Origin of the sequence: Streptomyces sp. Sge12 (assembly GCF_002080455.1) — a bacterium.
In the GTDB taxonomy this organism is placed as follows: Bacteria; Actinomycetota; Actinomycetes; order Streptomycetales; family Streptomycetaceae; genus Streptomyces.
Genome location: NZ_CP020555.1, coordinates 5403813 through 5416975 on the forward strand (window position 1 = coordinate 5403813; position 13163 = coordinate 5416975).

At 70.9% G+C, this 13163-nt stretch carries 13 protein-coding genes and 1 tRNA gene; 8 read left to right on the plus strand and 6 right to left on the minus strand.

The genetic code is table 11. The features are described from left to right. Positions 1-130: 130 nt before the first annotated feature. The 3 genes from B6R96_RS24175 to B6R96_RS24185 all read left to right on the plus strand — a co-directional run bounded on the left by B6R96_RS24175 (position 131) and on the right by B6R96_RS24185 (position 2710). On the plus strand, positions 131-706 hold the full coding sequence (locus B6R96_RS24175) for a TerD family protein (RefSeq protein ID WP_030389474.1): 576 nt from the start codon (positions 131-133) through the stop codon (positions 704-706). 25 nt (positions 707-731) lie between these two features. Continuing rightward, on the plus strand, positions 732-1847 hold the full coding sequence (locus tag B6R96_RS24180) for a DUF475 domain-containing protein (RefSeq protein WP_081523611.1): 1116 nt from the start codon (positions 732-734) through the stop codon (positions 1845-1847). Between the two features lie 122 nt (positions 1848-1969). Further along, a complete protein-coding gene (locus B6R96_RS24185; RefSeq protein ID WP_030389472.1) occupies positions 1970-2710 on the plus strand; it encodes a TerD family protein in 741 nt (246 codons plus the stop codon). Positions 2711-2797: 87 nt separating this feature from the next. On the opposite strand, the gene B6R96_RS24190 is transcribed toward B6R96_RS24185, so the two are convergent. Further along, positions 2798-3568 carry a TerD family protein gene (locus B6R96_RS24190; RefSeq protein WP_030389471.1) on the minus strand — a complete coding sequence of 257 codons (771 nt, stop codon included), beginning with the start codon at positions 3566-3568 and terminating at the stop codon, positions 2798-2800. A gap of 194 nt (positions 3569-3762) precedes the next feature. Here B6R96_RS24190 and B6R96_RS24195 point away from each other — a divergent pair, with 194 nt between their 5' ends. The 4 genes from B6R96_RS24195 to B6R96_RS24210 are packed head-to-tail and all read left to right on the plus strand — an operon-like array spanning position 3763 to position 8988. Beyond that, the gene (locus B6R96_RS24195) at positions 3763-4929 is read left to right on the plus strand and encodes an HpcH/HpaI aldolase/citrate lyase family protein (protein WP_081523612.1); all 1167 of its coding nucleotides are present in this window, start codon (positions 3763-3765) and stop codon (positions 4927-4929) included. A 41-nt stretch (positions 4930-4970) separates the two neighbouring features. Next, entirely contained in the window at positions 4971-7505 is a 2535-nt protein-coding gene (locus B6R96_RS24200; protein ID WP_081523613.1) for a phosphoribosyltransferase, read from the plus strand. Then, positions 7502-8332: an HAD family hydrolase gene (locus tag B6R96_RS24205; protein ID WP_081523614.1), complete on the plus strand. Its 831-nt coding sequence runs from the start codon at positions 7502-7504 to the stop codon at positions 8330-8332. Before B6R96_RS24200 ends, B6R96_RS24205 begins: the two co-directional genes overlap by 4 nt. Next, positions 8329-8988 carry an O-methyltransferase gene (locus B6R96_RS24210; protein WP_030389467.1) on the plus strand — a complete coding sequence of 220 codons (660 nt, stop codon included), beginning with the start codon at positions 8329-8331 and terminating at the stop codon, positions 8986-8988. Before B6R96_RS24205 ends, B6R96_RS24210 begins: the two co-directional genes overlap by 4 nt. Positions 8989-9070: 82 nt before the next feature. On the opposite strand, the gene B6R96_RS24215 is transcribed toward B6R96_RS24210, so the two are convergent. The 3 genes from B6R96_RS24215 to B6R96_RS24225 form a co-directional block, all read right to left on the minus strand. Next, positions 9071-9292 carry an FmdB family zinc ribbon protein gene (locus tag B6R96_RS24215; RefSeq protein WP_030389466.1) on the minus strand — a complete coding sequence of 74 codons (222 nt, stop codon included), beginning with the start codon at positions 9290-9292 and terminating at the stop codon, positions 9071-9073. Positions 9293-9392: 100 nt separating this feature from the next. After that, positions 9393-9950, minus strand: coding sequence for a DUF4383 domain-containing protein (locus tag B6R96_RS24220; protein WP_037861412.1), 558 nt, complete (start codon positions 9948-9950; stop codon positions 9393-9395). A 273-nt stretch (positions 9951-10223) separates the two neighbouring features. Further along, positions 10224-11468 (minus strand): hypothetical protein, encoded by a 1245-nt coding sequence (locus B6R96_RS24225; RefSeq protein WP_237291504.1) that lies wholly within the window; start codon positions 11466-11468, stop codon positions 10224-10226. Between the two features lie 105 nt (positions 11469-11573). Between B6R96_RS24225 and B6R96_RS24230 the strand changes: the two genes are divergently transcribed. After that, positions 11574-11648 (plus strand) — tRNA-Val (locus tag B6R96_RS24230). Positions 11649-11762: 114 nt separating this feature from the next. Here the strand turns inward: B6R96_RS24230 and B6R96_RS24235 are convergent. Next, positions 11763-11972 (minus strand): hypothetical protein, encoded by a 210-nt coding sequence (locus tag B6R96_RS24235; RefSeq protein WP_081525231.1) that lies wholly within the window; start codon positions 11970-11972, stop codon positions 11763-11765. Positions 11973-12116: 144 nt separating this feature from the next. Beyond that, the gene (locus B6R96_RS24240; protein ID WP_081523615.1) at positions 12117-12875 is read right to left on the minus strand and encodes a DUF6928 family protein; all 759 of its coding nucleotides are present in this window, start codon (positions 12873-12875) and stop codon (positions 12117-12119) included. Positions 12876-13163 lie beyond the last annotated feature (288 nt).

Below are 13163 nucleotides of genomic sequence, written 5' to 3' on the forward strand. Positions count from 1 at the left end.
CGGCCCACCGCAACACCGCTGTGCCGCACCACCCGTCACACCGCACCACCCATCACACCGCGCCACCCGTCACACCGCACCACCGGCACATCGCCGAACCGCCACACCGTCGTCCGGGGAGGACCACAACATGGGCGTCACACTCGCCAAGGGGGGCAATGTCTCCCTCTCCAAGGCCGCACCGAACCTGACCAGGGTTCTGATCGGTCTCGGATGGGACGCGCGCTCGACCACGGGAGCCGACTTCGACCTCGACGCCAGCGCGCTGCTGTGCAACAGCGGCCGGGTGCTGGGGGACGAGTACTTCGTCTTCTACAACAACCTGAAGAGCCCCGACGGCTCCGTCGAACACACGGGGGACAACCTCACCGGCGAGGGTGAAGGCGACGACGAGTCGATCATCATCGACCTCACCAAGGTGCCGCAGGCCGTGGACAAGATCGTCTTCCCGGTCTCGATCCACGACGCCGACTCCCGCCGGCAGAGCTTCGGCCAGGTCAGCAATGCCTTCATCCGCGTGGTGAACCAGGCCGACGGTCAGGAACTGGCCCGCTACGACCTCTCCGAGGACGCCTCCAGCGAGACCGCGATGATCTTCGGTGAGGTCTACCGGTACGGCGGTGAATGGAAGTTCCGTGCGGTGGGGCAGGGGTACGCGTCGGGGCTCCGAGGCATCGCTCTAGACTTCGGGGTCAACGTTTCGTAAAGCCGTACAAGACGATGGGGTGCCAGTGGTTCTCAAAACCTTCGGCTGGTCGTTCGCAATCACTGCGCTCGGTCTGGTCGCAGCGGTGTTCTACGGGGGGTGGCAGGCCTTCGGTATCGTCGCGATCCTGTCGGTCCTCGAGATCTCGCTGTCTTTCGACAACGCGGTGGTCAACGCCGGAATCCTGAAGAAGATGAATGCCTTCTGGCAGAAGATCTTCCTCACCATCGGCGTCCTCATCGCGGTCTTCGGTATGCGGCTGGTCTTCCCCGTCGTGATCGTCGCGATCAGCGCCAAGATCGGTCCCATCGAGGCCGTCGACCTGGCTCTCTCCGACAAGGACATGTACGAGCAGCTGGTGACGGACGCCCACCCGTCCATCGCCGCATTCGGTGGCATGTTCCTGCTGATGATCTTCCTCGACTTTATTTTCGAGGACCGTGACATCAAGTGGCTCGGCTGGCTGGAGCGCCCGCTCGCCAAGCTCGGCAAGATCGACATGCTCTCCGCCTGCATCGCGCTGATCGTCCTGGTCATCGCCTCGATGACCGTCGGTGCCAACGCCCACCAGCACGGTGGCGTCCACGTGGACAAGGCGCAGACCGTCCTGATCTCCGGCATCCTCGGCCTGATCACCTACATGATCGTCGGTGGCCTCTCCGGCTACTTCGAGAACAAGCTGGAGGAAGAGGAGGAGGCCGAGCACGAGGCCGAGGAGGAGGCCAAGCGCAGCGGCAAGCCCGTCTCGGCCGTCGCCATGGCCGGCAAGGCCGCCTTCTTCATGTTCCTCTACCTCGAAGTCCTCGACGCCTCCTTCTCCTTCGACGGGGTCATCGGCGCCTTCGCCATCACCAACGACATCGTGCTGATGGCCCTCGGCCTCGGTATCGGTGCCATGTACGTCCGTTCGCTGACGGTCTACCTGGTCCGCCAGGGCACCCTCGACGACTACGTCTACCTGGAGCACGGCGCGCACTACGCCATCGGCGCGCTCGCCGTGATCCTGCTCGTCACCATCCAGTACGAGATCAACGAGATCATCACCGGTCTCGTCGGCGTGCTGCTCATCGGATGGTCCTTCTGGTCCTCCGTGCGCCGCAACAAGCGCCTGGAACTGGAGGGTTCCGCCGCCGAGGCATGACCGCGGCGGTAATGCGGAACGCTCCATGGCGGGGCGGTCCACCGGGTTCACGGACCCGGCGGGCCGCCCCGCTTCCGTAGGCTCAGGGCGATCAGGGGATCAGGGGACCAGGGGGGTAGGGGATGGGCTTCTTCGACGGCATCATGGGCAGCCGGGCCGTGCAGTTCCAGTCGGGCAGTGCCTCGTCGAACGCGATCGAGCTGACCAAGCGGCAATCGACGGTGTCGCTGACCAAGCAGGGGGCCGTCCACGGCAATCTGCGCGTCAACCTGTCATGGCGCATGCGCACCTCGGACATCGGCGGCCGCTCCGGCCAGAGCGGCCAGCTGTTCCGGCACCCGTTCAAGCTGTTCAAGCCGGACATGGTGCAGGCGCACACCCAGGGCATGGTCAATGTCGACCTCGACATGGGCTGTCTGTACGAGCTGACGGACGGCACCCGCGGCGCCGTGCAGCCGCTGGGGAACCTGCTGGGGGACCTCAACGACCCGCCGTTCGTCAAGCTCAGCGGCGACGACCGGTTCGGCTCGGCGTCGGGGGAGACCCTCTACGTCAACCTCGACCACGCCGACGAGATCAAGCGGCTGCTGGTCTTCGTCTACATCTACGACCAGACCCCGGCCTTCGACCGGACGCACGCCATGGTCACCCTCTACCCCGTCACGGGGCCGCGGATCGAGATCCCGCTGGACGAGCGGCACCCGCAGGCCCGCTCCTGCGCCGTCGTCTCCCTGGAGAAGGTCAAGGGGGAGCTGATCGTGCGGCGCGAGGTGAAGTTCGTGTACGGGTTCCAGGCCGAGCTCGACCGGCTGTACGGCTGGGGGCTCCAGTGGGGGCGGGGCTACAAGAGCGCCAAGAGCTGACCGGGGCCGGGCGGGCCGACCGGGGCCGACCGGGGCCGACCGGGGCCGGCCCGGTCGGCCCCGGTGGCGTCGGCGGGGGCAGCGGGGTCAGTGCCGGATGAATTGCGGGCCCTGCACCGGCAGCCGGAAGGACGGATCGCCGCCCGGGCCCGGTACCGGGGCCGGGGAGACCGGCTGCGGGTACCCGTAGGCGGGCTGGATGGGCGGCGGGGCCTGCGTGGGCGGGGCCATCATCGCGGTCTGCTCGGAGCCGGGACCGGCGGCGGGACCGGAGCCGGAACCGGCCGCGGCGCCCGCTTCCGGCTCGGCGGCGTTCTCGTCGACCGAGATCCCGTGGTCGGTCGCCAGACCCACCAGCCCGTCGGAGTAGCCCTCGCCGAGCGCCCGGAACTTCCACCCCTCGCCCCGCCGGTACAGCTCGCCGCAGATCAGCGCCGTCTCGGCGCCGGTCTCGGGCCGAACGTCGAAGTAGGCCAGCGGCTCGGAGCTGCCGCCCGGGGAGGCGTCGTAGAGGAGGATCCGCAGGTCGTGGACCCGCTGGAAGGGGACGTCCTCGGCGGAGGCCACCACCAGGATCCGGTCCACCGTCGAGGTCACCGTGCGCAGGTCCGCCTGGACGGCGTCGGTGATCGCCTCGCCGATCTGCTTCTTGCCCAGTCGCCAGACGGCCCCCGAGGGGTGCCGGGGCTGGTTGTAGAAGACGAAGTCCTCGTCCGAACGCACCCGGCCGTCCGGGCCGACGAGCAGCGCCGAGGCGTCCACGTCCGGCACCTCGGGGCCGCCGGTCCAGCGCAGCACCGCCCGGACCGCCACGGCGGCCACCGGGATGTTCGAGCCCTTCTGCATCGCGTGCGTCATGCACGTCATCCTGCCCTCCCGGGGTGGACAGGGACAATGCGGCCCCCCGTAGGGCCTTGTACCGAACGCGAGAGCTGGGCATGGTGCAAGAGGGTTACCTGAACTTCATGTGCTTGAGGAACTCTTGACTCACGTTCGTACGTACTATTACCGGCCATGCCAGTTGGGCCGCCGAGGCAGTACGGGGGAAGCACATGCGTCACTTTGGGCACATAACGCCCACCGTCCGTAAGGACCTCTTCCACCAGGAACCGGCGGAATTCACCGGAGCCTCGCCCTCCCGCGTCCTCGCGGCGGCGCTGGGAGCCACCCTCTACAGCCCTGCAACCCGCCCCACGCTCGCCGCGGACATCCGCAAGCAGGCCGGCCGCGGGGTCGTCTCCATGGTCCTCTGCCTGGAGGATTCCATCAGCGACGGCGATGTCACCGGAGCCGAGGAAAACCTCGTCCGGCACTTCACCGAGCTCGACGCCGACAGCACGGAGCTCCCGCTGCTCTTCATCCGCGTCCGCACCGCCGAGCAGATACCCGACCTGGTCCGCAGGCTCGGCGGCTCCGTACGCCGCTTGGCCGGATTCGTACTCCCGAAGTTCGACGAGGACCGCGGTGCCGCCTTCCTCGAAGCCGTCGCCGAGGCCGAGGCCGTCAGCGGACTGCCCCGCCTGTATGCCATGCCCGTCCTGGAGACCCCGGAGCTCCTCCACCTCGAAACCCGCGTCGAGGCCCTCGCCGGCATCTCCCGCACGGTCAACAGCCACCGCGACCGGGTCCTCGCGCTGCGACTCGGCGTCACCGACTTCTGCTCCGCCTACGGCCTGCGGCGCACGCCCGACATGACCGCCTACGACGTCCAGATCGTGGCCGGCGTCATCGCGGACGTCGTCAACGTCCTCAGCCGCGCCGACGGCACCGGCTTCACCGTGACCGGACCCGTCTGGGAGTACTTCCGCAGCCAGCAGCGCCTCTTCAAGCCCCAGCTGCGCCGCAGCCCCTTCCTGGAGGAGGGCGTGGAGGAACTGCGCACCGCCCTGATCGAGCACGACCTGGACGGCCTGCTGCGCGAGATCGAACTGGACCGGGCCAACGGACTGCTCGGCAAGACCTGCATCCACCCCGCCCACGTCACGCCCGTGCACGCGCTGTCGGTGGTCTCGCACGAGGAGTTCTGCGACGCCCAGGACATCCTGCGGCCCGAGCGCGGCGGCGGCGGAGTGATGCGCAGCGCCTACACGAACAAGATGAACGAGGTGAAGCCCCACCGGGCCTGGGCCGAGCGCACCATGCTGCGCGCCGAGGTCTTCGGCGTGGCCCGGGAAGAGGTCGGCTTCGTCGACCTCCTCACGGCCGGGCTCCAGGTGTGAGCACGCCCGCGCGCAAGCCGGCGGCGGCACGGACAATGACGATGACGAGGAAGGGCAAGACGATCGAAGAGGTGTGGTCGGGTACCTGGGTCGCGGACCGGCTGGGCGTGAGCCTGGAGGATTCCGGTGGGGGTCCGCGGCTGACAGAGCTGCTCGGACTGGCCCTGCGGCGCAACCCCAAGCGGGCCCACCTGCTGGTCTCGCAGGTGCTCGGTAAGCACGTCCCGCAGTCCCCGCAGGTCGTGTACGCGGCCGGCTTCGGGCTCGGCGAACGCGTCCGGGCCCTGCTCGGCGAGGACGGGGCCGCGGCCGCCGTGGTCCTCGGCTACGCCGAGACCGCCACCGGGCTCGGCCACTGCGTGGCCGACGGCCTGGGCCCGGCGCCCTACCTGCACTCCACCCGCCGCCCCGTCGCCGGCCTGGAACCGGCCGGCGGCTTCGAGGAGGCGCACTCGCACGCCACCTCGCACCTGCTGCTGCCCGAGGACCCGCGGCTGCTCGCCGGCAGCGGCCCCCTGGTCCTCGTCGACGACGAGTTCTCCACCGGCAACACGGTCCTGAACACCATCCGCGACCTGCACGCCCGCCACCCCCGCTCGCACTACGTGGTCGTCGCCCTCGTCGACATGCGCTCCGCCGCCGACCGGGACCGGCTCACCGCCTTCGCCGCCGAGCTGGGCGCCCGCGTGGACCTGATCGCCCTCGCCTCGGGCACCGTGTCCCTCCCGGACGGCGTCCTCGCCAAGGGCCGCGCCCTGGTCGAGGAGTACGAGCGACAGGCCGCGGCCGAGCAGGACCGGCCCCTGCCGCATGCGCCGGGCGGCGCCCGGGACACAGCAGCCCCGGCGGACGGCCCGCAGCCCATCACGCGCGTCGACCTGGACTGGCCCGCGCAGGTCCCCGACGGCGGACGCCACGGCTTCACCCCCGCCCACCGCACGGCCCTGGAGGCGGCTCTCCCCGCCCTGACCGGCCGGCTCACCGCCGCGCTGGGCGAAGCCCCCCCGGCGCGGGTCCTCGTACTCGGCAACGAGGAGCTGATGTACGCGCCGCTGCGCCTGGCCAAGGCCCTGGAGGAGTCGGGCGCCGCCGGCGAGGTCCGCTTCTCCACCACCACCCGCTCGCCCGTCCTCGCCGTGGACGACCCCGGCTACGCCATCCGCACCCGGCTGGTCTTCCCGGCCCACGACGCCCCGGCCGACGGACCCGGCGACCGCTACGCCTACAACGTCCACCGCACGGACGGCGCCGGCTTCGACGCCGTCATCGCCGTCGTGGACTCGGCCGGGGACACCCCCGAGCTGCACACGGGACTGCTGGCGGCCCTCGCCCCGCACACCGGCCGCGTCGTCCTGGCCGTCGTCCCGTCCTACGTACCCGACCGGCGGGAGCCGAAGCCGATCATGACCGAGCCCACCGAGGCCACCGAGGCCACCCTGCGCGAGCCGCTGCGCGGCCCCGCCTTCTCCTCCTACGCCGCCGAGGACGTCGGCTGGCTGCTCCAGGACCTCTCCGACATCGAGCTGGAGGCCCCCACTGAGGAGCGCGAGGAGGCGATACAGGCCGGCGGCGCGCACTACGCCGAGTCCCTGCCCGTCGAGTACCAGCCGTCACCCCAGTACCAGGAGCTGTACCGCAGCGCGCTGGCCGCCTCCGCCGCCCGCGTCGCCCGGGCCGTCGGCACGGTCACCGAGACCGTCCTCGCCGAACGCTCCCCGTCCCCGGTCCTGGTCTCCCTGGCCCGAGCCGGCACTCCCGTCGGCGTCCTGATGCGCCGCTGGGCCCGCGCCCGCCACGGCCTGGACCTGCCGCACTACGCCGTCTCCATCGTGCGCGGCCGCGGCATCGACGCCAACGCCCTGCGCTGGCTGGCCGCCCACCACGACCCCGCCGACGTCGTCTTCGTCGACGGCTGGACCGGCAAGGGCGCCATCACCCGCGAGCTGAAGGACGCCCTGAAGGAGTTCCCGGGCTTCGACCCGGAGATCGTGGTCCTCGCCGACCCCGGCTCCTGCGTGCCCACGTACGGCACCCGCGAGGACTTCCTCATCCCCTCCGCCTGCCTCAACTCCACCGTCTCCGGGCTGATCTCGCGTACGGTGCTGAGGGCCGACCTCGTCGGTCCCGCCGACTTCCACGGCGCGAAGTTCTACCGCGAACTCGCCGGGGCCGACGTCTCCGTCGAGTTCGTCGACACCGTCGCCGCCCACTTCGACGAGGTCGCCGACGCCGTCGACGCCGAGGTCAAGGAACTCCTCGCCGCCGACCGCACCCCCACCTGGGAGGGCTGGGCCGCCGTCGAACGGATCAGCGAGGAGTACGGCATCCACGACGTGAACCTCGTCAAGCCCGGCGTCGGCGAGACCACCCGAGTCCTGCTGCGCAGGGTCCCGTGGAAGATCCTGGCGCAGCGCGGCGCCGGAGCCGACCTGGACCACGTACGACTGCTCGCCGAGCAGCGCGGCGTACCCGTGGAAGAGGTCGACGGGCTGCCCTACACGTGCGTGGGACTCATCCACCCCCGATTCACGCGCGGCGCCACCGGCGCCGACGGAAAGGCTGTGGCCTCGAAGTGACTGTCCTCGTAGCCAGTGATCTCGACCGTACGCTCATCTACTCGGCGGCCGCCCTCGGCCTGACCATGCCCGACCCGGTGGCCCCGCGGCTGCTGTGCGTCGAGGTCCACGAGAGCAAGCCGTTGTCCTACATGACGGAGACGGCGGCGGGACTGCTGGCGGAGCTGACGGCCGACCCCTCGGTGGTCTTCGTCCCCACCACCACCCGCACCCGCAAGCAGTACCAGCGCATCCGCTTCCCCGGCCGCCCGGCCCCGTACGCCATCTGCGCCAGCGGCGGCCAGCTGCTCGTCGACGGCGTACCGGACCGGGACTGGCGGCGGCAGGTCGCCGCGCGCCTGGCCGAGGAGTGCGCCCCCCTGGAGGAGGTGCACCAGCACCTGCTGTCCACGGCCGACCCGGCGTGGCTGCGCAAGGCCCGCCTGGCGGAGGACCTCTTCGCGTACCTCGTCGTCGAGCGCGCCCTGGTCCCGGACGAGTGGGTGAAGGCCCTGTCGGAGTGGGCGGATGCGCGCGGCTGGTCGGTCTCCCTCCAGGGCCGCAAGATCTACGCCGTCCCGCGCCCGCTCACCAAGAGCGCGGCCATGCACGAGGTCGCCCGCCGGACCGGAGCCACCACCACCCTCGCCGCCGGCGACTCCCTGCTCGACGCGGACCTGCTGCTGGCGGCGGACGCCGGCTGGCGCCCGGGCCACGGCGAACTGGCCGACGCGGCCTGGACGGCCCCCACGGTGACCGCCCTGGCCACCGCGGGCGTCCTGGCGGGCGAGGAAATCGTGCGCGCATTCGCCCGGGAAGCCGCCCGACTCGGCAGACTGGACGCATGACCAAGGGCAACAGCACCAAGATCACCGACGAGCTCTACCGGTACATGCTCGACCACAACCCCCCGCTGGACCGGGTCCAGCGGGGGCTGGTGGCGACGACCTACGCGAAGTTCCCCGACGTGGCCGGGATGCAGTCGGCCGAGGAGCAGGGCCCGCTGCTGGCCTTCCTGGTCCGGCTGACCGGCGCCCGCCACATCGTCGAGGTCGGCACCTTCACCGGCTTCTCGGCCCTGTCGATGGCCCAGGCGCTGCCCGCCGACGGCCGCCTCATCGCCTGCGACGTCTCCGAGGAGTGGACGCGGTACGGCCGGCAGGCCTGGGAGGAGGCGGGCGTCGCGGACCGCATCGAGCTGCGCATCGCACCGGCCCTGGAGACCCTGCGCGCCATGCCCGCCGAACCGCACATCGACATGGCCTACGTCGACGCGGACAAGGAGAGCCAGATCGCCTACTGGGAGGAGCTGGTGCCGAGGCTGCGGTCGGGCGGCCTGATCGTCACCGACAACACCCTGTTCCACGGCACGGTCCTCGACGAGTCGGCCACCGGCTCGGCGGCCGGCGTCCGCGCCTTCAACGACCACGTCTCGGCGGACCCGCGGATGGACTCCGTACTCCTGGCCATCTCGGACGGCCTGACCCTGTCGCGCAAGCGCTGACGTCGCCGGTCCGGGGTCGGTCCGGGCGCGGTCCGGGCGCGGACCGGGCGCGGAGACCGGTCCGGACCGCGGGCTCCGGGGCTCAGCCGCAGCCGCCGCCACCGCAGCAGCCGCCCCCGCCGCCACCCATCGCGGCGGGCGCGGGGGCGCCGCTGCTCGTGCCGCCCACGGCCACGGCGGACAGCAGCTTCACGGTGTCGGCGTGCCCCGCGGGGCAGTCGGCGGGCGCGGAGGACTCGGCCATGGGCCGGCTGACCTCAAAGGTGTCGTCGCAGGTCCGGCAGCGGAATTCGTATCGAGGCATGCGCACAGGCTAAGCGCGCCCGGCCACCGCGCGCTACGTACCACGACGGCTGCCGCCTACTGCGGCTACCGCCTACTGCGCGGCCGTCGCCCACCGCGCGCTACGGACAGCGTCCGTGCACCACGGGCGCCCGCCCCGGAACGCGCCGCGCCCGGTCCTCCCGGGCCGCCTGCTCGGGGTGGCGGGCCCGCCAGTACGGATTGTCGTGCGGCAGGGCGCTGCCCACCCGCCCGTACATCCCGAACCACATCAGCATCACGCCCACGACAAAGCTGAACAGCACGTTCTGGATCCGGAAGGCCAGGAAGTTCAGCTCCGTGTCCAGCAGCGCGAGGTTCACGAACCCGCTCGCGATGAACAGCACGCCCAGCACGATGTTCAGGGTCGAGGCGAAGGTGCCGCCCACCACCATCCCGAAGAACAGCAGCGCACCGATGCAGATCGACAGGACGCTCAGCGCCCCGTTGGTGTTGAGCGCGAGCACCGTGTCCCCGCCGGTGTCGAAGAACCCGATCTGGTCGATCAGCCCCAGAACCCCGAACACCACCAGGAGCAGGCCCGTCAGACCCGCGCCGACCCGGTACACCTGGCTGAGCTTGTGGTCCGTGGGCAGATGATCGTCGAGCCGCGCATTGACCGGATGCAGCGCGCGCTCCATGCGCCGGGAGACCGTGTCGGCGAGGCGCGGTGGCGCGGGGGCATCGGGATCGGGCTCGTGGGCCACGTAGGGCGCATAGTGCTCATGCGGCTCGGTGCACCCGTAGGCCGCGTGAGCCACGTAGGGCTCATGCGACGCGGGAGGCTCGTGCGTGGTGTGGGCAGCCATGGTGCCCTCCTCTGGTCCGTTCCCGGCACCTCCCAGCATCCGCCGCCGGACGCCACGAAACAAACGGGGGCCGCGCCGGGCAGCGCCGGGCCGCGCCGGGGACCCCTATGCGTGGCCGCGTTCGGCCCGGATCCCGCTGACCACCTGGTTCACGGAAGCCCGTACGTCCTCCATCTCGAGCAGGAACGCCCAGTAGTCGGGGTGGCGCCCCTCCAGCGCCTCCCGCGCCCGGCCCACCCGGGCCACCGCATCGTCCAGCGGCCGGGCGTGCCGCGGATCCGGCACACTGCGCCCGGCCATCGCCAGCCGCTGCGCGTCCCGGATCGCGAAGCGCGTCCGGTCCACCTCCGCCTGCGGATCCCGCGCCACCGCCTCCAGCCGCGTCAGCCGGTCCTGCGCCGCCGACACCGCCTCGTCCGTCGCCTCCAGCGAGCCGCGGACCGCCTCGATCAGCTCCCCCACAGCGGCCCAACGCTGCTCGTCCCGGGCCCGGCCGGCCTCCCGCAGCTGCTCCTCGGCCCGCGCCACGTCCCGTACCGCCTGATCCGGCACGTGCTGCAGGTCCTGCCAGCAAGCCGCACTGAAGCGCCGGCGCAGCTCGCTGAGCACCGGATCCACCCGGTCCGCCCGATTGCGCAACGCCTGCGCCCGCGTCCGCAGACTCACCAGCCGCCGGTCGATCTCCGCCGCCCGCTCGGGCAGCCGCGCCACCTCGGCCCGTATGGCCTCCGCATCGCGCAGGATCCGGTCGGCGCGCTGCACCGTCTCCTGCACCCCGTGCTGGGCCGCGCCCTGGTTCAGCTTGGTCAGCTCCGGGCCCAGCGCCGCCAGCCGCGCCGCCAGATCGTCGGCCCGCATCCCCTTCGCCCGTACGGCGTCCAGCGCATCACTGGCACCGATCAGCGCGGCCCTGGCCCGCTCCCGGGCCGGCGCGACCCGCGCGAGCTGCGTCTCGGCCTTGTCCAGCAGCGGCTGCAGCCCCTGCGCGAACCGCTCCAGCTCCCCCTGGACCCGCACCAGCTCGTCCCGAGCCCGGGTCAGCTCGTCCCGGGCGCGCGTGGCGACCGAGGCCTCCAACTCGGCCCGGTCCAGGTCGTGCGCGTCGACGGCCTGGATGTACACGTGACTGACCTGGTCGATGCGCCGCCCCAGCGCGGCGAACCCCTCGGTCGCCTGCCGCGCCGCCGGAGACCCGTCCGCCGCGGCGATGGTCTCGATGGAGATCCGCAGATCCCGCTGCGCCGTATCCAGCTCGTAGAACGCCGCGGCGGCAGCATCCTTCGCCGCCTGCGCATCCGCCCGCCGACTCTCGTCCCGCCCACCGAACCACCGCCGGGATGCCGTCGTCACAATCCCTCTCCCGTACCGTGTCCGCCATGCCCCGATCCATTCTCCCCCACGGGAACGGGTTTGCGTGGGGGGTGTGCCCGCCATGTAGGCTGTCCACTCATCCACGGGTGCGTAGCTCAGGGGTAGAGCGCTGCTCTTACAAAGCAGATGTCGGCGGTTCGAAACCGTCCGCGCCCACCAGCAAAAAGGCCCCCCGCCGATCACGGCGGGGGGCCTTTTGCATGCCACAGCGACGCCACACGACATCCACGATCGACATCAATGGCTGGGCCGGACGAGGGCGCCTCCTGCGTCTCAAACAGCCTCGATGTTGTCGACGGCGGTCGAGATCTCCCGACCGGACGGCCCTCGGATGCAGGCGAGTTCCACCCAGTGCTCACGGAGCACGGACGCCGACACGTGCTCGTTGACGACAGCCATCAGCTCGCCCTCCAGGCCCGATGCAACGTCGCGGACGCGCTTGCGCAGCAGGCGATGAGGCAGGTACTCGTACTGCTCACCCACGACGCGGGCCACGCCTTGACCCACGCCGACTTCGACCCGGCCCAGCGCATCGACGCAATCGTCTCGGCCCACCAGCCGAACGCTGACGGATAGCCCCACGGGGCCAACCGCGCAACTTCCTGCGCGCGGACGCTGCGGTAAGAGTCAGAGGCTGTCTCGCTCTATCAGCGAGCCGTCAGGGCCCATCGTGTAAATCCGTGGCGGCCCCATTCTTTCCATGGCCTTCCGCAGTGCCGCTTCCTTCTCGGCGGCGTCGGGAGCCTGCGGGTCCGACACCCGGAAGCCATGCAGTTCGACGCTATCGGCGTCCACGTCCTCGGGCTCGGGACGGCCCTCCTGGATGAAGCCGCAGAGCGAACGTAGCGCGTCTTCTCCAAGCTCCAGGGGGTGGAAGGGCAAGGCGTACGGCTCCTCTTCCTCGCCAGGCCAAGGAATGATGTCCGCCGGACGGTCCCCAGCCCAGTAGGGGAGCTCGAAGGAGAGCGGCTCCCCGATGTTCTCAATGATTCCGTCGTCCGGGGACAGGCTCAGAGAGCGGATGAGGCGTCCGTCCTCCCAGACGGCGAACGCCAGCCAGTCGACCACGCTGTGCATGGCATGCAGGACCAACCGTCGTCCGGCACTCGCCGCCACAAGGTGCTCTGGAAGCCGTGACGGCAAATCGATCATCACGCGCTGATCGCAGATGACCTCTACGCCCGGCCAGCTCGCCGCATAGGTCGTTCCATCGGGGGGATAGACGCCCTCCCCCAGGATCGAACCCCTCGCCTCTTCAATCGCACAGCCCGGATACAGGCGCCGCACCATGCGGGACGTCTGCTCCAAGTCCGCCGCACCCACCTGTCGCAGCAGGCCCGGCACATCGCCGTCGGCATACACGAGCAGACCGGTCTTGGCCCCCAAGGTCCCTCCCCGAAGCGCAACGCTCAATCGTGGTCGCACCGTATCCCCCGGCTCTGACAGCGGAGGATCAGCGGGTGGCCGTGCCCTGCCCATACCCGTACGGCCGAAAAGAAGCAGGCACCAGCAGCCACGCCAATTGAAACGGCCGTTCATCTGCGGTGGGTGTGGGATTTGAACCCACGCTGACTGGCGCCCCGACGGGTTTCCGAACTGGTGCGGCGCAGCCGCTAGGGACTGCACTGAAGACCGTTGGGTCTGGAGGCCTTCGTCGGCCTCCAGACCCCCGCT